At 38.4% G+C, this 20044-nt stretch carries 21 protein-coding genes; 14 read left to right on the top strand and 7 right to left on the bottom strand.

All coding sequences use genetic code 11. The annotated features are described in order from the left end of the window. The first annotated feature begins 46 nt into the window (after positions 1-46). The 7 genes from WBF63_RS01400 (at position 47) to WBF63_RS01370 (ending at position 3820) form a co-directional block, all read left to right on the top strand. The gene (locus WBF63_RS01400) at positions 47-262 is read left to right on the top strand and encodes a hypothetical protein (protein WP_424367893.1); all 216 of its coding nucleotides are present in this window, start codon (positions 47-49) and stop codon (positions 260-262) included. Positions 263-346: 84 nt separating this feature from the next. Continuing rightward, positions 347-538, top strand: a complete 192-nt coding sequence (locus tag WBF63_RS01395) for a hypothetical protein (RefSeq protein ID WP_424367892.1) — start codon at positions 347-349, stop codon at positions 536-538. A gap of 62 nt (positions 539-600) precedes the next feature. Next, complete coding sequence (locus tag WBF63_RS01390; protein ID WP_424367891.1) at positions 601-1143, top strand: YceD family protein; 543 nt, start codon at positions 601-603, stop codon at positions 1141-1143. 27 nt (positions 1144-1170) lie between these two features. Then, the gene (gene rpmF / locus WBF63_RS01385; RefSeq protein ID WP_424367890.1) at positions 1171-1371 is read left to right on the top strand and encodes a 50S ribosomal protein L32; all 201 of its coding nucleotides are present in this window, start codon (positions 1171-1173) and stop codon (positions 1369-1371) included. 114 nt (positions 1372-1485) lie between these two features. Then, the gene (gene accB, locus WBF63_RS01380; protein WP_424367889.1) at positions 1486-1962 is read left to right on the top strand and encodes an acetyl-CoA carboxylase biotin carboxyl carrier protein; all 477 of its coding nucleotides are present in this window, start codon (positions 1486-1488) and stop codon (positions 1960-1962) included. An 89-nt stretch (positions 1963-2051) separates the two neighbouring features. After that, positions 2052-3413: an acetyl-CoA carboxylase biotin carboxylase subunit gene (accC, locus tag WBF63_RS01375; protein ID WP_424367888.1), complete on the top strand. Its 1362-nt coding sequence runs from the start codon at positions 2052-2054 to the stop codon at positions 3411-3413. 158 nt (positions 3414-3571) lie between these two features. Next, positions 3572-3820, top strand: coding sequence for a hypothetical protein (locus tag WBF63_RS01370; protein WP_424367887.1), 249 nt, complete (start codon positions 3572-3574; stop codon positions 3818-3820). A gap of 132 nt (positions 3821-3952) precedes the next feature. Here the strand turns inward: WBF63_RS01370 and WBF63_RS01365 are convergent, their stop codons facing one another. Together WBF63_RS01365 and mutS are read right to left on the bottom strand one after the other, a co-directional pair. Further along, complete coding sequence (locus WBF63_RS01365; RefSeq protein WP_424367886.1) at positions 3953-4759, bottom strand: M48 family metallopeptidase; 807 nt, start codon at positions 4757-4759, stop codon at positions 3953-3955. A 50-nt stretch (positions 4760-4809) separates the two neighbouring features. Further along, complete coding sequence (gene mutS / locus WBF63_RS01360) at positions 4810-7359, bottom strand: DNA mismatch repair protein MutS (RefSeq protein WP_424367936.1); 2550 nt, start codon at positions 7357-7359, stop codon at positions 4810-4812. Between the two features lie 135 nt (positions 7360-7494). Here mutS and WBF63_RS01355 point away from each other — a divergent pair, with 135 nt between their 5' ends. The 5 genes from WBF63_RS01355 to mscL are packed head-to-tail and all read left to right on the top strand — an operon-like array spanning position 7495 to position 10174. After that, the gene (locus tag WBF63_RS01355) at positions 7495-8037 is read left to right on the top strand and encodes an RNA methyltransferase (protein WP_424367885.1); all 543 of its coding nucleotides are present in this window, start codon (positions 7495-7497) and stop codon (positions 8035-8037) included. A 47-nt stretch (positions 8038-8084) separates the two neighbouring features. After that, positions 8085-8330, top strand: a complete 246-nt coding sequence (yidD, locus tag WBF63_RS01350; protein ID WP_424367884.1) for a membrane protein insertion efficiency factor YidD — start codon at positions 8085-8087, stop codon at positions 8328-8330. Continuing rightward, the gene (gene lgt, locus WBF63_RS01345) at positions 8327-9229 is read left to right on the top strand and encodes a prolipoprotein diacylglyceryl transferase (protein WP_424367883.1); all 903 of its coding nucleotides are present in this window, start codon (positions 8327-8329) and stop codon (positions 9227-9229) included. The genes yidD and lgt overlap by 4 nt, the downstream gene beginning before the upstream one ends. An 11-nt stretch (positions 9230-9240) precedes the next feature. Further along, positions 9241-9762: a DUF192 domain-containing protein gene (locus WBF63_RS01340; RefSeq protein ID WP_424367882.1), complete on the top strand. Its 522-nt coding sequence runs from the start codon at positions 9241-9243 to the stop codon at positions 9760-9762. Between the two features lie 40 nt (positions 9763-9802). Continuing rightward, positions 9803-10174 carry a large conductance mechanosensitive channel protein MscL gene (gene mscL / locus WBF63_RS01335; protein ID WP_424367881.1) on the top strand — a complete coding sequence of 124 codons (372 nt, stop codon included), beginning with the start codon at positions 9803-9805 and terminating at the stop codon, positions 10172-10174. A gap of 238 nt (positions 10175-10412) precedes the next feature. Here the strand turns inward: mscL and WBF63_RS01330 are convergent, their stop codons facing one another. Continuing rightward, positions 10413-11870 carry an OmpA family protein gene (locus WBF63_RS01330; RefSeq protein WP_424367880.1) on the bottom strand — a complete coding sequence of 486 codons (1458 nt, stop codon included), beginning with the start codon at positions 11868-11870 and terminating at the stop codon, positions 10413-10415. Positions 11871-11948: 78 nt separating this feature from the next. Next, positions 11949-12350, bottom strand: a complete 402-nt coding sequence (folK, locus tag WBF63_RS01325) for a 2-amino-4-hydroxy-6-hydroxymethyldihydropteridine diphosphokinase (RefSeq protein ID WP_424367879.1) — start codon at positions 12348-12350, stop codon at positions 11949-11951. Between the two features lie 32 nt (positions 12351-12382). Between folK and sppA the strand changes: the two genes are divergently transcribed. Next, positions 12383-14158, top strand: a complete 1776-nt coding sequence (gene sppA, locus WBF63_RS01320; protein ID WP_424367878.1) for a signal peptide peptidase SppA — start codon at positions 12383-12385, stop codon at positions 14156-14158. Between the two features lie 73 nt (positions 14159-14231). Here sppA and WBF63_RS01315 read toward each other — a convergent pair whose 3' ends face one another. From WBF63_RS01315 to proS, 3 genes are all read right to left on the bottom strand, one after another. Beyond that, a complete protein-coding gene (locus WBF63_RS01315; RefSeq protein WP_424367877.1) occupies positions 14232-16682 on the bottom strand; it encodes a TonB-dependent receptor domain-containing protein in 2451 nt (816 codons plus the stop codon). A 70-nt stretch (positions 16683-16752) separates the two neighbouring features. After that, positions 16753-17124 (bottom strand): hypothetical protein, encoded by a 372-nt coding sequence (locus tag WBF63_RS01310; RefSeq protein ID WP_424367876.1) that lies wholly within the window; start codon positions 17122-17124, stop codon positions 16753-16755. A gap of 70 nt (positions 17125-17194) precedes the next feature. Further along, positions 17195-18673, bottom strand: coding sequence for a proline--tRNA ligase (gene proS, locus WBF63_RS01305; protein ID WP_424367875.1), 1479 nt, complete (start codon positions 18671-18673; stop codon positions 17195-17197). Positions 18674-18817: 144 nt separating this feature from the next. On the opposite strand from proS, the gene WBF63_RS01300 reads away from it, so the two are divergent. Further along, positions 18818-20029: a hypothetical protein gene (locus WBF63_RS01300; protein WP_424367874.1), complete on the top strand. Its 1212-nt coding sequence runs from the start codon at positions 18818-18820 to the stop codon at positions 20027-20029. Positions 20030-20044: the final 15 nt, after the last annotated feature.

Here is a 20044-nt window from a genome sequence, read left to right as displayed (position 1 = left end):
GTAGGATTGTATAATGTAGATGCGTAACTTTGAATAAATCAAAAAAATGAAAACTTTCAGTGTAAAAATACCGGACGATAAAACTTCCTTTTTTCTGGAATTTCTGGAATTAATTGGTGGAAGTTTTGATAAACAGGAGTTTGAATTGACCGCTGAGATGAAACAAGTCTTGGATGAACGCTTAAAAACAGATAAGAGCGAATATTTACCGGCAAGAGAATCGATTGACAAAATCAAATCCAAATATGGATTTATGAATTGAGAATATCGCCACAGGCTTTGGAGGAAATTGATCAGGCATTTGATTATTATTCCAAAATATCTGAGCAAGTAGCGTTTAATTTTCATGAAGAATTGGGAAAAAGTTCTGAATACATTAGAATTCAGTCCGCATTTTCAGATAAGATACAGGGAAATACGTGCGATTCCTTTTCCAGCTTTTCCTTATTTGGTTTTCTATTCGGTTGAAAATAAAATCGTTTCCATTCATTCCGTCTTCCACACATCTCAAAATCCGGATAAATATCCCGGTCAATAAAATTTAATCAAAACCTTCTTGTTTTTCAGCAAGATGTATTATCTTTGCCACCCGTTTGAGTTATGGAGAAGTTTAGTTATTATGACGTTTCCTTTGCAGGTTTGAGTTTAGGGCAGCATGACTTTGAATTTCAGATAGCTCAATCGTTCTTTGATTTGTTTGAATTTGATCAGGATTTTCGTGATCCCGATTTGAAACTCCAATTGATTTTGGACAAAAAGAACAATTTTCTGGAATTGTTTTTTCATTTATCGGGAAATATTGAAGTGGATTGCGACTTAACGAGCGATGCTTATAGAGAAGAAATTCATGGAAAATCGGGATTGATTGTTAAATTTGGTGATGAATTTGATGATTCCGATGATGAAGTTTGGGTGATTCCGTCTGGGGAGCATTTTATAAATGCGGCTCAATTGATTTATGAATTGGCTCTTTTGTCAATTCCGTACAAGCGAATTCATCCCGATGTGTTGACCGGAAAAAGTGATTCTGAAATGCTGGATTTAATTGAAAAGTACAGTATTCAGGAAAAAGCAGAAGATGCAAAGGATTCAAACGAAGAAATAGACCCACGTTGGGAAGCTTTGAAAAAATTAAGAAAATAAAAATAACGGATTATTAAAACATAAGTTATGGCACATCCTAAGAGACGTCAATCGACAACAAGAAGAGATAAACGCAGAACCCATTACAAAATTGAAGCGCCTCAGTTGGCTGTAGATAAAACAACCGGCGAATCACATCTTTACCACCGTGCATACTGGCTAGACGGTAAAATGTACTACAGAGGAAAAGTAGTAATGGAGAAAGTTCAGGAAGAAGAAGCAGAATAATTCGGATTCCACGACAAATAAAAAGCTGTTTCTAAAAATATTAGAAGCAGCTTTTTCAATTTTTTTATACATTTGAAGTTCACTACCCATATTTACAAATAAATTCTATACATTATGGATATTAAAGAAATACAAAATCTGATTAAATTCGTTTCCAAATCAGAGGTTGCAGAAGTTAATCTGAAATTAAAAGATTTTGAAATAAAAATCAAAAACATTGGCGGACAAACCGTTAGCTATGCACCACAGCAAGTAATTCCAGCTCAGATGCCGATGGCTCCACAAGCTGCTCCTGCTGCGCCGGTTGCTCCTGCTGCCGATAAGCCAGCTGCCGAAGAAGACAATTCAAAATATATTACCGTGAAATCTCCAATGATTGGGACATTCTACCGTGCTTCAGGCCCAGGAAAAGATCCTTTCGTTTCTGTGGGAGACAATGTTTCGCCGGGTTCCGTACTTTGTATTGTGGAAGCCATGAAATTATTCAACGAAATCGAATCAGAAGTTTCAGGTAAAATCGTGAAAATTTTGGTAGATGATGCATCTCCGATTGAATATGACCAACCTTTGTTTTTGGTTGACCCATCTTAATAAATTATGAATTCAAAATGAAGAGTTTGAAATTTCAAGTTCCGATTTACTTAATTCATAAATAATTATCAATTCATAATTTAAAAACGATGTTTAAAAAAATATTAATTGCCAACCGGGGAGAAATTGCAATGCGCGTGATCCGAACCGCAAAAGAAATGGGAATTAAAACCGTTGCGGTTTATTCAACTGCTGATCGTGACAGCCTTCATGTAAGGTTTGCAGACGAAGCTGTTTGCATCGGCCCCGCTGCCAGTTCTGAATCCTATCTGAAAATTGCAAACATCATCGCTGCAGCCGAAATCACCGATGCAGACGCAATTCATCCTGGATATGGTTTCCTTTCCGAAAACGCTAAATTTTCCAAAACCTGTAAAGACAACGGAATTAAATTTATCGGAGCATCGCCTGAACACATCGACAAAATGGGCGACAAAGCCACGGCAAAAGCTACGATGATCGAAGCAGGAGTTCCGGTTGTTCCCGGTTCAGAAGGAATTCTGAAAGACTATGCAGAAGCCAAAAAAATCGCTAAAAAAATCGGGTATCCTGTGATGATCAAAGCCACAGCAGGTGGCGGAGGTAAAGGTATGCGCGCGGTTTGGAGCGAAAAAGACTTGGAGAAACATTGGGAATCTGCCGTTCAGGAAGCAACCGCTGCTTTTGGAAACGGTGGAATGTACATGGAAAAATTGATTGAAGAACCACGTCACATCGAAATCCAAATTGCAGGTGACTCAACGGGAAAAGCTTGTCATTTGTCAGAAAGAGACTGCTCGGTTCAGCGACGTCACCAAAAACTGGTAGAAGAAACGCCTTCGCCATTTATGACACCGGAATTACGTGAAAAAATGGGTGATGCTGCGGTTCGTGCTGCAGAATTCATTGGATACGAAGGGGTCGGAACCATCGAATTCCTAGTGGACAAAAACGGTGATTTTTATTTCATGGAAATGAACACTAGAATCCAAGTTGAACACCCGATCACAGAGCAGGTTATTGATTACGACCTAATTAAAGAGCAAATTTTATTGGCAGCCGGACAACCAATTTCCGGGAAAAACTATTTCCCGAAATTACATTCGATCGAATGCCGAATCAATGCGGAAGATCCTTACAACGGTTTCCGTCCTTCGCCGGGAATTATTTCCAATATCAATATTCCGGGCGGCCACGGAGTTAGAGTAGACACGCATGTGTATGCCGGATACCAAATTCCGCCGTTTTATGATTCCATGATCGCAAAGTTGATCGTGACTTCTCAATCACGCGAAGAATCTTTGGCCAAAATGAAAAGAGCTTTGGATGAATTCTATATCGAAGGAATCAAAACTACCGTGCCTTTCCACAGACAATTGATGGATGATCCTGAATTTATCAAAGGAAATTATACGACGAAATTTATGGAGACTTTTGAATTGGATCCGAGTTATGCCGATTCGTTTTCATAATTCAAATTCTAAATGAGTATAAAGCCGGATGATCTGATCGTCCGGCTTTCTTATTTTGATTTTAACTTATTCTAAATATAAATAATTGAAATTCAGCTATTTAAAATTATTCTATCCAAGTTTAATTGTAATTTTGAATCAACCAAAATCAAAACGTCATGAAAGTAAAATTAGCACAATGTTGCGGAAACTGTGAACATTTCATCAATGGACAGATTTGCGCTATTCAGGAAATTGTAGTAAGTGAAAATCAAGTATGCGAGGCCTATACTTTCAAGCCTGTTTTGCATCGTGATGATGATTGTCTTAAATGTTCGAAATTTCAAACAATAACTTGTGCACATCCTTCGAAAGCGAGCGAAGGAATCATGTGTACGGTTTGGTTCCCAAGAATGGGACAATTATAAACTTTTTTTATTTGCAGGAAAGGGAAAATCCGAGAGGTTTTTCCCTTTTGTAGTTCTACTTACTAATCTACACAGAAAAAAACAAAAAAAGATTCCCATTTGCGGGAATCTTTTCTATTGTATCATTTCAACTTATTTTCCTTTATAAGGGCTTGCGTTGTAATATTCCATTGCTTTGGGCATGATTGCTTGAATTTGCGCAATTCTATTTCCCGGATTTGGATGCGTACTTAAAAATTCCGGAGGAGTTTGCTGCCCTGCAGAAGCTTGTTGCATTCTTTCCCAAAAAGCAGTTGCTTCCTGAGGGTTATATCCGGCCATGGCCATCAAATAAAGTCCTGCTTCATCCGCATCCAATTCCATGCTTCTTCCATATTTTAGCATTCCTAACTGGGCGCCAATCGGATACAATTGATTGAAAGTATTACGCCACTGTTCGTTGGAGATCGCCACGTTTCCTCCAACCATGATTCCTTGAGCGACCATTGCATTGGAAACTTGTTCAGCACTATGTCCGGCAAGTGCATGTGCAACTTCATGTCCCATCACTACTGCAACACCGGTTTCATTTTTACAAACAGGTAGAATTCCACTGTAAAAAGCCACTTTTCCTCCGGGCATACACCAGGCATTTAAAGCATCATTTTTGATAAGTGTAAATTCCCACTCATATCCTTGTAGCGCACTTCCTTGACCAATTTGAGAATAGAATTTTTCTGCTGCATATTTAATTCGTTGCCCTACATTGTTTATCATTTTCGCATCGGCAGAGGTTTTATCAATCTGACTTTCTTGCAATACTTGGTCATATTGTGCAAAAGCCTGTGGAAAAAGCTGTGCATTTGAAACCAGTGACAAAGATTGTCTTCCGGTCAGTGGATTGGTCGAACATGACCAAAACATTAATACCACGAAGGGTAAGGCTATAAATTTTTTCATTTTTGATAGGTTTTATTTCGTTAGATGAATTTACAATTTTTATTCCAAAACTATTTACCAAGTTTCCGTTTGATTTCATTCAGTTTCATCAAAGCTTCAACAGGTGTAAGTGTATTGATATCCAAGCCCATTAATTCTTCCCGAATGGATTCCAAAATCGGATCATCCAATTGGAAGAAACTCAACTGCATATTTTCTTCGGTAAGTTTTTTGGTTTTATCGGCTATTTTTTCATTTACTTGCGAACTTTCCAGTGTTTTTAAAACTTCATTGGCACGTTTCAAAACCCAATGCGGCATTCCCGCCATTTTGGCTACATGAATCCCGAAACTGTGTTCGCTTCCGCCCGGGACCAGTTTTCGCATAAACAAAATGGTATCATTTGCCTCTTTGACGCTGACATTGAAATTTTTAATCCGAGGGAAGGATTTGGTCATTTCATTTAATTCATGGTAATGCGTGGCGAATAATGTTTTTGGATGAATTTTCCCTTCGTGCAAAAACTCCGAAATTGCCCAGGCGATGGAAATTCCGTCATAAGTGCTGGTTCCACGCCCGATTTCGTCCAGAAGAATCAGACTTCTTTCCGATAAATTATTCAGAATGCTTGCGGTTTCATTCATTTCGACCATGAAAGTGGATTCACCCGAAGAAATATTGTCCGAAGCACCCACGCGCGTAAAGATTTTGTCGACAATCCCGATTTCGGCAGATTTCGCTGGTACAAAACTTCCGATTTGTGCCATCAACACTATCAAAGCGGTTTGTCTCAACAATGCTGATTTTCCCGACATATTCGGCCCGGTAATCATGATGATTTGTTGTTCTTTCGGAACCAATGAAACACTGTTGGCGATATAATTTTCGCCGGGTTTCAATTGTTTTTCGATGACCGGATGGCGACCGTCTTCGATCAATAAATCCAGTTTTTCCGTCATTTTCGGACGGACATAATGATTCTGAATCGCTAGTTCAGCAAAAGTAGAAAGCACATCCAATTGTGCAATCGTTCGTGCCGATTTCTGGATTTCATTCAGATCTTCCAATAAACTTTCAATTAAACTTTGGAATAAATCCGTTTCCAAAGCCAGAATCCGTTCTTCCGCACCTAAAATCTGATTTTCGTATTCCTTGAGTTCTTCCGTGATGTATCGTTCGGCATTGACCAAAGTCTGTTTACGGATCCAATCATCGGGAACCTTGTCTTTATGCGTATTTCGGACTTCTATATAATATCCGAATACATTGTTAAACGAAACTTTTATACTCGGGATTCCCGTTCGCTCGGTTTCGCGGATGCGCAATTCTTCCAGATAATCTTTTCCTTTGGTTTGTAATCCTCTCAAATGATCCAAATCCTCTGAAATTCCTTCGGCAATTACATTTCCCTTTACCAATTGATGTGGAGGTTCATCTGAAAGGGTTTGGATTAAATTCGAATAAACTTCCGTCCAATTGGTTAATTCATTTATCAAAAACTGAATGGATTTATCTTTGGCTAATTTTGCTTTGATTTCGGTAATAATTTCCAGACTTTGGGCAACCGAAAGCAATTGTTTCGGGGTAATTTTTCCGGTTGAAATCTTTCCAACCATTCGTTCCAAATCACTTAGATTTTCAATTTTTTCACGCAGAAAAATTCGCTTTTCATCATTTTTTAAAAAGAAATCTACGATTTCGTGTCGGGCTTTGATTTTGTCGGCATCTTTTAAAGCCATCACAATCCATCGGCTCAAAAGCCGTGCGCCCATTGCAGAACGGGTTTTATCCAAAATATGGAGCAATGTTACGGCTTCCGGATGAGGCGAATAAATCAGCTCCAAATTGCGGATGGTAAATGGATCCATCCAAACAAAACTGTTTTCGTCCAATCTTTGAATTTGGGTAATGTGTTGAATATCAAAATGATGTGTTTCGTCCAGATATGAAAATGCAGCACCTGCCGCAATGGTTCCCAATCGAAGTTCTTCAATTCCGAAACCTTTCAAGGATTTGACTTTGAAATGTTGGGTCAATTTATCTGTGGCATAATCGTATTGAAAAGCCCAGTCTTCTATCTGAAAAGAGCTTTTGATTTCCGGTAAATCGATTTTTTTCCGTTTCTGATAAATCAGTTCACTTGGGCGGAAGGATTGCACTAATTTGTGAAAATGTTCTTTGTTTCCTTCGGAAACCAAAAATTCGCCCGTAGAAATATCCAATAAAGCCATGCCGAATTGTCCTTCATTTTCATGAACTGCCATCAGGAAATTATTGGTTTTGGCAGAAAGAACTTCGTCGTTGAGTGCAACACCGGGTGTAACCAATTCCGTAACGCCGCGTTTGACGATGGTTTTGGTCATTTTCGGATCTTCCAATTGATCACAAATCGCTACACGCAAACCCGCCCGAACCAATTTCGGTAAATAAGTATCCAAAGAATGATGTGGAAACCCGGCGAGTTCTTTTTGCTCCGATCCGTTGTTTCGTTTGGTCAGAACGATGTCCAAAATCCGGGAAGCCTTAATGGCGTCATCTCCAAAGGTTTCATAAAAATCACCCACCCGAAACAGGAGCAAAGCATCGGGATATTTAGCTTTGATGCTATTGTACTGCTGCATTAAGGGTGTTTCTTTCTTTGCCAATTTCTTTTGATTTTAGGATTGCTAAGTTAGGGAAATTGTCTGTTTTGGCTGTAGATGTTGAAAAGTCATTTATTATTTTTAATTATCAGTTGAAGTCCCGAATTTTGCGCCATGAGAAAATTAAAGTTGGAAGAATTGGGTCGGATTTCGGTGGAGGAATTTAAGGAAGCAGATAAAATTCCGGTCGTTGTGATTCTGGATAACATCCGGAGCATGTACAACATCGGTTCAGTATTCAGAACGGCCGACGCCTTTTTGATTGAAAAAATTTATCTCTGCGGAATTACCGGAACCCCGCCACATAAGGAAATCCGTAAAACAGCTTTGGGGGCAACCGAAAGTGTGGAATGGGAGTATGTGAAAGAGATTTCGGAGTTGATAGGGAAACTGAAAAATGAAGGATTTAAGATTCTTTCCATCGAACAAACAGAAGGCAGTAAAAATCTTTCTGAATTTGAATTGAGTCCCAACGAAAAATATGCGGTCATTTTCGGAAACGAAGTGGAAGGAGTGCAGCAGGAAGTGATCAACCAAAGTGATGTCTGCATTGAAATTCCGCAAGGTGGAACCAAACATTCGCTCAATGTGAGTGTTTGTGCGGGAATTCTTTTATGGGAAATGTTTAAGAAATTATCACTTCGACAAGCTCAGTGACCTTTTCCACCAGAATTTTTCTGTTAAATTTTCTACATTTGTACGAAATGAATTCTTTCCAAAAAATCATCATTTTTCCGTTTGTTGTGTTGGTGAGGTTTTACCAATTGGCAATTTCTCCGTGGTTGGGCAGTAATTGTCGTTTTACGCCCACTTGTTCGCATTATATGTTGGGAGCATTGCGCACGCACGGATTGATAAAAGGTTTATATTTGGGAACGAAAAGAATTTTCAGATGCCATCCTTGGGGTGGAAGCGGGTATGATCCCGTACCTAAAAAAGAAAAAATATGACAAATTTATTTTTGGCGATTACCTGGAACATTGATCCGGTTTTGTTTGATTTCGGAATCATTAAAATTCATTATTACAGTCTGATGTGGATTTTGGCATTTGTAATTGGTTGGTATTTGATGAAAAAGATGATGGAAATTGATAAGATTGATATCAAACTATTGGATCCTTTGTTTTTGTATGCTTTTTTAGGTGTGATCATTGGAGCAAGATTGGGTGAACTGTTTTATAATTTCGATACCTATCAGGGAATGCCGGTTGATCAGGCGCTTATAGAGGTTTTTCTGCCCGTTCAGCGCAACCCTGAGTCTTCTGCATTTTTTGGACTTCTTCAGGGATATGAATTTTCAGGATTCAGAGGACTTGCCAGTCATGGAGCGGCTTTGGGGTTTTTGCTTTCATCATATTTATTCAACCGAAAATATTTAAAGAAGAATTTACTTTGGTTATTGGATCGTGTAGCCATTACGGTACCTTTAGGTGGGGCGGCTATTCGGGTTGGGAATTTCATCAATTCGGAAATCGTAGGAAAACCATCGGATCTGCCTTGGGCGGTAAAATTTGTTCAACAAAGTGCAGGTTATGGAGATAATTTGATTGCCAGGCATCCGGCTCAGTTGTATGAAGCGATTTGTTACGTGATTATTTTCTTTATTTTGTGGCATTTTTATCGCAAAACTGACAAGAAATACCATCAGGGATATATTTTCGGATTGTTTTTTACTTTGTTATGGAGTGTGAGGTTTTTTGTGGAATTCTTCAAAGAAAATCAAGGAGATGAATTTGTCGCTCAGTCTTTGAACATTGGGTTAAACAACGGACAAATTCTGAGCATTCCGTTTATAATTGTGGGTATAATTGTGATGTTTACTTCCAAAAATAGAATTTATAAAGATTAAAGGATTATAAAATGAAAAAATTAGTTTTTGCAATTGGTTTGTTGACTGTTATGGTTTCTTGTGATCAAAAGGGAAGTTCTGATCCGGTAGGAGAAATCACAGAAGTGGAAATTGAATTCACCAAAAACGGAGAACTAGAATTTTTGAATGAAAAGGGTGAACCCTTTCAGAAAATCAATATTGAAATTGCCGATACACCTAATAAAAGAGCAAGAGGCTTGATGGATCGTTCGCAAATGGAGGAAAAAAACGGAATGCTTTTTATTTTTGAAGATGAAGAAATCAGACCGCATACTTTTTATATGAAGAATACCAGAATTCCATTGGACATCATGTATTTCGATAAGGATTCGGTGTTGATAAACATTGCAAGAAACGCACAGCCGGGAGCAGAATCTGCAATGAGTCCGGGTGGGACTGTTGCAGCAGCAGCGGGAGATTCTAAATTTGTTGTGGAAATAAATGGGGGACTAGCTGAAGACTGGAGTATCAAAGAAGGTGTGACAAAAATTCGTTGGAATAGGACAAATTAAAAATTTTCCTTAATTTTAAATCAATCTAAAATTATAAAATATGGGAATGGTTAAAGAATTCAAAGAATTTGCTTTTAAAGGCAATGTAATTGATCTGGCAGTCGGTGTGATCATCGGAGCCGCTTTTGGGGCAATAATCAGTTCGGCAGTGGACGATGTGATTACGCCACTTATTCTGACTCCGGTTATGGAAGCTTCTGGGGTAGAAAACCTGGAATTATTGGAATGGAATGGTGTGAAGTACGGAAATTTCCTTTCCGCTATCATCAAATTTCTTATGATTGCTTTTGTTTTATTTTTCTTGATCAAAGGAGCTAATAAATTAAACAAGAAAGAAGAAGCTGCTCCGGCTGGGCCTTCCAATGAAGAAGTTCTTCTTACCGAAATTCGTGATATTTTGAAAAATAAATAATCAGATTATTTAAGAAATATAGGCCGGTTAAACCGGCCTTTTTTATGCCTTTAAGTGTCTGTTTGGGACTAAATTAGAGTTCAGAATTAGTAGTTATTGATTGTAAGATAATGCGCTGATAGATAAGTTAATTATTTAAAAGTCCCAGGGATAAAGAAAAATTTTGGATAAGCAAGGATTCAATTTATGTCAAAAAAAAAGGGATGCAAACGCATCCCTTTAGATTTTATATGAGTGTTTAATCTTTGTACTCAACTCCGTCAATTGCTTCACCATAAGGTTTGAAGACCACGCGACGATTTTCAAGATTTTTCCATGCAGGACAGTTCGTCACAGGATCACATTCTTTGTGTTTCAAATCAGACTCACCTTTTCCGATTGGAACAAGCTGACTGGAAGAAACTCCTTTGTTAACAAGGTAACGAACTACAGAAGCTGCTCTTCTTTCAGAAAGATTTTGGTTGTATTCAACTCCACCTGCCGCGTCTGTATGACCTTCTACATAAAATTTATAAGAAGGATGTGCTTGCAGTATGTCAAATGCTGCGTTCAATTTTGGATAAGAAACTTCTCTGATGACATCTTTGTCATAGTCAAACTCAATTCCCTGAAGGATATCTGAGATGCTTGAAGCAATGGTTCCTATACTCACCTCTACGATTGGTTTCGGACAGCCATTATTGGTTGGAGGACCAGGGATAGTCGGACATTCGTCGATTGAATCCGGCACACCGTCATTATCTGCATCCAAAGGACATCCAGCGCCGTCAACTTTTATGCCGGCTGGTGTATCAGGACATTTGTCATAAAGGTTACAAACACCATCATTGTCATCATCTGCACAAGGAATATTTACGGCAGGAGTAGAACTGATGGAAGTCAAAGGATCGTGCCATTGCAAAGATTCTTTATGTTTTCCGATTTTGTAATGAAGACCCAAAGAAAGAGTAATCATATTATCATCACGACCTTCTTCAATGTCTGCCAAAGACCATTTTCCTGGAATAGGGTTTCCTGATCCGTCAAATGCTTCATCACCGGTCATTACATACATAGCTCTCATCTCCAAGTCAAATCGCTGGCTGAGTTTATATCTTAAACCTGTCCCGACTTGCGCAAAAAACGAACGGTCATTAAAGCTGACATCTCCTTCTACTGGTGTGTGCCACTCGTTATAAGGTGAGCCATCACCGTAGATATTACGTGCTTTTCTTTCAGCTTTGTAAGAGATAATTCCGGCACCTGCATATATATGCCATGCCCATCTGAATGGTGAATCATTGTCAATTCTCCTAAACAGCATACTCAAATTTAAATCACCAAGTAGACTCAGACCGTAATATTCAGTTCTGCCATCCCAAGCGTTGATATAGTCTACTTGTGTACCTTCACCGTATTGACGTGTTTTTCCATATTGACCCATAAGTGCGATTCCGAAAGCGTGAGTAACTTCTTTGGTCACCTGTAGCTGAAAATCGTATCCAGGAATAAATCTTCCATCGCCCCAAGAAACCAAATCTGTATTTTGAAGTGCATTTGCACCTACAAAAGCCGAAATATACCAGTCGTTGAATTCTTTTTCATCGTTGGTAAACTTCTTGGTTTGATTTGTTTGGGAAATCGAATCATTTGTTTCTTGCGCGTTTAGTAGCGAGAAACAAATCAAAGTTAAAGAGAGTAAGCAAATTTTTCTCATAGATTGTTGTTTGGGTAGGTTAAATACTTTTACAATTTTACTAACGAGGCAAATTTAGTAAAATTATCTGTTTTAACACTAAATCATTATCTTTTTTACGAATTTTCTAGAAAAAATCTGGTGATGAGGGAGGGTTAGAATACAGCTTTCAAAACTTATCCGATTAAAAAACAGTATATCAATATCAATTATTCTGTCCTGATAATTTTGTTGGGTTGGAAGGTAAACTCTTCCCATTTTTGATTCAATCTGCTTAATGATCTTCAAGGTAGAAACCGGAGATAATTCTGAATTAACGACAATAATCTGATTTAGAAAATCATTTTCCGAGATAAACCCCTCGGGTTTGGTTTCAATGATTTTAGATTTTTCTCCGATGGCTCCAATTTCTTTTTCTATGTATATTTGAGCGGTACGGAGATTTTTTTCTCGGTCATTTAAATTGGTTCCGAGTAACAAATGAATCCTGTTTTGCGACATATGGTACAATATTAAACAAATTTAGTTTTGAAATGAAAAAATTTTTTGGAAATGTTTTTGCTGTAATTGTGGGTAATTTCCTGACCTTTACACTTATAGCCGCAACATTTGGGTTGATTATCCTTTTTTCAATGATGGGAAGTATGTTTCAGTCCAAAGGCCCTAAGAACGGTTCTGTACTGGAACTTACATTTGATGCTCCAGTCAAGGAAAGTTCTATGGATAATGAAGTAAGTATTTTTGCTCCCCCTCCTGGTTCTGATCTTTATTTCAGAGATATGATCCTTGCCATAGAAGCTGCAAAAGAGGATGATAAAATAAAAGGAATCAGTCTTAAAGTCGAAAGCTTTAATGGGGGAACTACTCAGATGACCGATATAAGAAATGCTTTGGAAGATTTCAAAGATTCAGGTAAATTTATATATGCTTATTCACATAATTCCACTCAAGGCGGTTATACAATCAATTCGGTTGCCGATTCAATTTTTCAAAACCCGCTCGGAATGGTTCTGCTTCAGGGAATGAGCGCAGAGGTGATGTTTTTTAAAAATTTCGGAGATAAATACGGAATTGATTTTCAAGTGATACGTCATGGTGCTTACAAATCTGCAGTTGAGCCTTATATGCGTGAAGATTTATCACCAGAAAACCGTGAACAGTTGTCAGTACTTTTGAATGATGTTTGGGGAAATATTTCTTCTGGTATTGCAAAGTCAAGAACCATCAGTACGGAAGAGTTCAATACAGCGGTAGATAGTCTGTTCAGTTTCGACCCGCAAAAAGCGCTGCAATATAAATTAGTGGATAAAATCCTTCACGAAGCCGAATATGAAAAAGCATTGGCAAATCGCTTAGAATTAGAAATAAAAGAAGATGAAACCATCAAAGAAGTTCTGGATAAACATACTATTTCTTTAAAAGATTATGCATCTACACTAAAACCGGAAAAGGGGAGAGACCAGATTGCGGTTTTGTATGCTTCAGGCACTATCATGCCCGGAGAATCTTATTCAGGAATCCAGTCTGAAGTTTATAAAAAAGCAATCCGGGAGCTGAAAGAAGATGACAAAGTAAAAGGAGTGGTGTTACGAATTAATTCGCCGGGCGGGAGTGCAGATGCCTCTGAAGAAATTTTATATGAACTTCGCGAATTGCGCAAGAAAAAACCGGTGATGGTTTCATTTGGTGATGTTGCGGCATCGGGTGGATATTATATTGCCATGGAAGCCGACTCGATTTTTACAAGTCCAAATACTATTACAGGTTCTATAGGTGTTCTGGGTATGATTCCTTCTGTGCAGAAGTTGGTTAATAATATTGGTATCACAACGGATTATGTCAATACCAATCAGAATTCAGATTTTCTGAAAACTCCATTCAAACCTATGAGCGAAACTGGTATAGAGACCATGACAGCGATGACAGAAAACGTTTACGAAATATTTGTCGGTCACGTTATGAAAGCCAGGGGAATGACCTTTGAACAGGTTGATTCGTTGGGAGGCGGAAGAGTTTGGTCGGGTAAACAGGCTGTTGAGCTTGGACTTGTGGATCGTATCGGAACACTGGAGGATGCCATTGAAGCGGCTGCATCAAAAGCTGAAATTGATAAATATTCAGTCGTTAGTTATCCGTTCAGAAAAGGTGGATTGGAGGAATTTCTACAGGAATATCAGACCACCCAAACAAAAGCAGTTTTGCAGGAAGAACTTGGCAAAGAATATTATCAGCTTTATCAGGATTTAAAATCCATAAAGGAGTTTAACGGTATTCAATTGCGAATGGAATTTGATATCAAGTTTAAATAGTATCTATTAAAAAAAAGTAAATGAGGCACTTTTAAAAGTGCCTCATTTTTATTTCTTAGGAATATGTAAAGATTTACATTTCGCCGGCACCTTCCATTTCAAATTCGGCGTTGTTTTCTCTTTGTTCTCTTCTTTGATCTCTTTTGGATTGATTAAATCTATATGTAAAAGTCAGGTTCACTGAACGAACGTTCCATCGATTTTGACTTTCCAGATAAAAATCTTCTCCCCATGATTCCATTTCGAATTTACGCGTATTGAATAAATCACGAACGCTCAAAGTGATGGTGGCATTATCATTAAATAAATCCTTGTTGATGGAAAGATCTGCTGAATACATCGGTTTGCGTTCACTTTGTGCTGACTTCATACCGGCACGATAATTTCCAGATAACTGGACAGAAAATTTGGCAGGTAAGGTGAAGTTATTATTCAGCCTTCCAAACCAACTGAATCCGTCACCGTCAAAGTTTGTTGTTTTAACAATTGTTTCACCTGTTGTCGGATTTATATAGGTATCCGTGTATTGCCCTTCAGTTTTATATCCGAAAAGGTTTACGTTACCCATGATGTTCCACCATCTCCATGGACGATAGGTGAAAGTTAGATCCCCTCCATAGCGGTACTCTGTCCCTACGTTGATAGGTCTTGTAACCAAAGCTCCGTTTTCATTGATAGACTGATATCTTTGAATGTTGTCTTGCGTATTTGAATAATATACGTTGGGGGTAATCATCAGTTTTCCGACTTTTGCGACATAAGATAATTCATAAGAATCAGTGTATTGAGGATTCAGGTTAGGGTTTCCCATAAATAAATTACGATTATTGGAATAAGAGGTAAACGGAATCAGATCCCATCCTCGCGGACGTCTTACCCTTCTGCTGTAACTTACTTGAAGTTGATCTTCATTTTCAAATTCATAATTCAAAAATAAACTTGGGAAGAAATCCACATAATTTTTTCGTGTTGTACTTTCGTTCAGAATGGATTTTACAGTGATATCTGAGTTTTCCATACGTAAACCAGCGAAGAACGAGAAGTTTCCAAATCCTTGTCCGAACTGTGCATAAGCAGCGTATACGTTCTGACGATAATCAGTACGGTTTGAGAATTCGGGTTTTGAGGTCCATCCTTCTGAAGACAGACTATCCACTTTGAAATCGGTCAGAGTACCTTCCATTTCTCCTCTTGCTCCCAACTCAAAACGGCCTTTTTCGCCAAATGGATACACATAATCAGCAGAAATGATGATTCGATTCTGATATTCTGAACTGAAAGAACGTTCTGTTGAATTCACCAGATTCCCGATTTCTCGTAGATCGCCGTCTTCGGTTTCAGCAGAATAAGTAGCTCTTGCGTCAATACTGAATTCATGCCCGGGAGTTAAAAATTCATGTTTATAGTTTAAACTTCCTTCTGCACTGTAATCTTTTTCTTTTTCATATTCAGTTCTGATCGAATTCGCGGTTTCAATTAAATTGGAATCAAAATCGGTATATCTTAGTTCAGAATTGTTTTCATTGTTTCCGTTTCTGAAATTTCCGGAAACCGTAAATGTATTTCTGTCATCCAGGTAGTATTCGGTTCCCAACATGATATTGTATCCGTTGTTGATACGCGTGGATTCATTGTTCATGTCCTCGTACCTTGGAATCCCATCTGAATTAAAACGTGTGGTATAAGAACTCCCTTTTCTCAGTCTCTCTGCATAACGGTAACTCAGATTTGTAAAAAGGTTCCATTTACCTGTGCGGTAATTGAGGTTGGCAGCAACACCTGCTGTTGCGGGAATACCTCCGTTAATATTTACGGAGCCATTAAATCCCTGAAGTTTTCCTTTTTTTAGGATGATGTTGATGATACCGGCGCTTCCTTCAGCTTCGTATCGTGCAGAAGGATTGGTCACCACTTCAATTCGTTCTACCACATCGGCAGGTAAATTTTGAAGTGCTGTGGCCGGATCAGAAATCCCCACAAGTGAGGAAGGTTTACCATCAATGAGAATACGTACATTTTCATTTCCTCTCAGACTGATGTTTCCATCTCCATCTACCTGCACAGAAGGAACATTTTGTAGAGCATCTGAAAGTGAGCTTCCTTTGGCAGAAAGATCCTGTGAAAGATTATAGACCTTTTTATCCAATTCCATTTTGTACATGGGATTGGTGGCAGTGATGATAGCTCCTTCAAGGGCTACTACCGAATTTTCTTCTAGCTTTAATATTCCGAGATCCTGATTTTGAGTTATTTCTATAGGCTTTTCAAATATGTTGCCCATAAAGGATTCGATATATAAAATAAAGTTTCCGGCAGGAACGTCGTCTAGGACAAAGTTTCCGTTGGCATCAGTGATATTCCCGGCGATTTCATCAAAGGTTTCGGGATCCTGAACAGAAACTGTTGCGTATTCGAGTGGTTTATTTTGTGAGTCTGTTACTTTACCTTTAAGTGTATGACTTTGTGCAAATGCGAAAATTCCAAACAATAGGAATGTGTAAGTAAGTGTTCTTTTGGCTAACATTGTGTGTTCTATTAATTTCAATAAAAATGCCTCCAATTAGAAGGCATTGATTCGTTTATAAGTAAAAAGATTACCTCACCGCTGTTTTAATGGCTGCTTTCTCTTCCTTTTCTTTTACTTTTTTGGCTTGATAAGCCTCAGCTTTTTTGCGCTGCTCAGGTGTAAGAACAGCCATAACTGCTGCATCCTGCTCTGCGTTTAATTTTTTGAAATCAGCGGGTGTTCCGGTTTGACGTATTGCCACTTTTTTCTCCTGATATTTTTGCTGAATGTCTTTGATCTCTTTTTGCTGAGCTGCTGATAAGTTTAAATCTTTGCTCCATTCATCAAAATTATTCTTCTTTTCAGTTTTTGCAACCGAATTTGTTGAACTTGATTTTTGCTGAGCATACGAGAAACTCACGAAAGCAAACATAAATGCAATTAATAAAACCTTCTTCATAATTTTTTTGTTTTTAATTATCCAATATTAAGCCAAATGAAACACGAATATAATAATTATTTGTTAAACTTTAATAAGCTTTTGCATACAAAACTTTGAATTTAGCAGGCTTGCCGGAATAGAAATCATTTTTTCCTTCCAAATCCGCCTCATCAAAGGGAATGCAGCGGATTGTTGCTTTTGTTTCAGCTTTGATTCTCTCTTCTGTTTCCGAATCGCCGTCCCAATAAGCCGAAATAAATCCGGTTTTATTCTCAAGCACATCTTTAAATTCTTCATAAGTAGTAACTTCCGTGATGTGATTGTTACGGAATTCAAAAGCTTTGTTGAATATATTTTCCTGAATTTCTTCTAACTTTTGCTCAATTGTTTCGGCAAGACCGTCAAGTTTTTCAAAGAATTTTTCAAGTGTATCTCTTCTTGCTATTTCAACCTGACCGTTTTCTAAATCGCGAGGCCCGATTGCAATTCTTAACGGAACACCTTTCAATTCATACTCATTGAATTTCCAACCCGGTTTTACATTGTCATCATCATCAAACTTAACGGAAATCCCTTTGGCTTTCAGTTCATTTACTAATTTTTCAGCTACTTCAGAAATAGCGTTTCTTTGATTTTCATCGCGATAAATCGGCACAATTACCACCTGAATCGGAGCAAGCTTTGGAGGTAAAACCAAACCGTTATCGTCTGAATGTGTCATGATCAAAGCACCGATTAAACGTGTGGAAACACCCCAGGAAGTTGCCCAAACATATTCCAGTGAGCCTTCTTTAGAAGCAAATTTCACATCAAAAGCTTTGGCAAAGTTCTGACCTAAAAAGTGTGAGGTTCCAGCTTGAAGTGCTTTGCCATCCTGCATAAGCGCTTCAATACATAAAGTTTCTTCTGCGCCTGCAAAACGTTCGTTTGGTGTTTTGGCTCCTTTGATTACCGGAATTCCCATGAATCCCTCTGCAAACTCTGCATAAACATCCAGCATTTTTTTTGTTTCTTCCCAAGCTTCGTCTTTGGTAGCATGTGCCGTATGGCCTTCTTGCCACAGGAATTCGGCAGTACGGAGAAATAATCGGGTGCGCATTTCCCATCGTACTACGTTTGCCCATTGATTGATAAGAATCGGTAAATCACGATACGATTGGATCCAGTTTTTATAAGTGCTCCAGATGATGGCTTCAGATGTAGGTCTTACCACGAGTTCTTCTTCCAATTTGGCTTCTGGATCAACCATTAGTTTTCCTTCATTGTCCGGATCGTTTTTCAACCGGTAATGAGTAACCACCGCACATTCTTTTGCAAAACCTTCTGCATTTTTTTCCTCGGCTTCAAAAAGACTTTTGGGTACAAAAAGCGGAAAATAAGCGTTTTGGTGTCCTGTTTCTTTGAACATTCTGTCCAGTTCCTGTTGCATTTTTTCCCAAATTGCATAGCCGTATGGTTTGATTACCATACATCCTCTCACTTTTGAGTTTTCTGCCATACCGGTTTGAATCACTAACTCATTGTACCACTTGGAGTAATCCTCACTTCTTGACGTAAGTTTTGCCATCTTTAAAATTTAACATTTAGCGGGTTTAACATATGTTTAATTGGCATAGTAATTGCCATTTTAATAATATTTCCTAATTTTAGGGAGAATTCCTGAAATTCAGGAAGCAAATTTAAAGAATACTAATTGGTAAAAGAGATAAAAATGAGTAAAGTTTACACATATCCTCAAAAAATCTTCAAATACTTTGGAGTGCTAGCTTTGATATTTGGAGTGGTTTCCTGTGCTTCATCTCAATCAACTGCAGCTGCAAGTGGGGAAACTGACGGTGTTTATTATAGTCCATCAAAAGACGGTCAAGTAGAATATGTAAGCGAGAGTCAAGACACAAATGCTTATGATATTCAAGTTGGAAGTCCTTATTTCGATGCAAATGGAAATGGGGCAGAAGATTTTTATTATGATGAAACCACCGCTCAATCTCAAACTTCTCAAGATGTAAACATCTATAGTGGCGGAAGTAATGTTTATGTAGCTTCTAGTGGCACCACAGATTGGGGAAGATATGATGGTTTGGACATTACCGTCAACAATTATGGTTGGAGTAATCCTTGGTGGGGTTATAATTCCTGGGGATGGGGTGGCTGGTACAGCTCCTGGAGATGGGGTTGGGGAGGCTATTGGGGAAATCCTTATTGGGGATGGAACGGATGGTACGGCTACAATCCTTATTGGGGCAACCCTTATTGGGGTGGTTACTACGGATACTATGGTTATGGCGGGTATTACGGCTATGGCGGATATTACGGCTATCATGGATATCCCGGATATTACTACAGAGGAACTTCTGTAAATCCAGGTGTTCGTCCCGGCAGTTATCTGTCGTATGGAACTCCTTATCGTAATAATTCACCATTTCGAACCAACACAAATGGCTTAAGAAATGATAGCAGATCTATTCGTGACGGTAACTCTACTGTCAGAAATAATAACGTTCGCTCAGAATCCACACCCGTAAGACCTGTTAGAAATCTAAGAGATAATAATGTGACTTCACAAAGTACGGGAAATACACCCGTTAGACCAACTCGTGGTACATCTGTGGACAATAGTGTAAGAACTGAACAGAACAATAATACAGTTAGACCTGTTCGTCAGACACCGCCTGAAAATGTAAGGCCCAACACACCGGTGAGAACGAATAATAACATCAGAACAAATACAAATTCTAATATTCGTACAAATCAAAATTCCAATATCAGAACCAACTCTAATTCAAACATTAGAGGGAATTCAAATTCCAATATTCGATCCAACTCAAATAGTACTCCTTCGAGAAGCAGTTCCAATATGAATTCTTCTCCAAGCAGAAGCTCATCGTCAGGAGGTGGAGTCAGAAGTGGTGGTAGAAGATAATCAAAGATTTTAGAG

The sequence above is a fragment of the Moheibacter sp. genome, from assembly GCF_049672845.1.
GTDB lineage: Bacteria > Bacteroidota > Bacteroidia > Flavobacteriales > Weeksellaceae > Moheibacter.
Note: the sequence above shows the minus strand (reverse complement) of the source record. Positions and strands in the feature narration are given on the sequence as shown.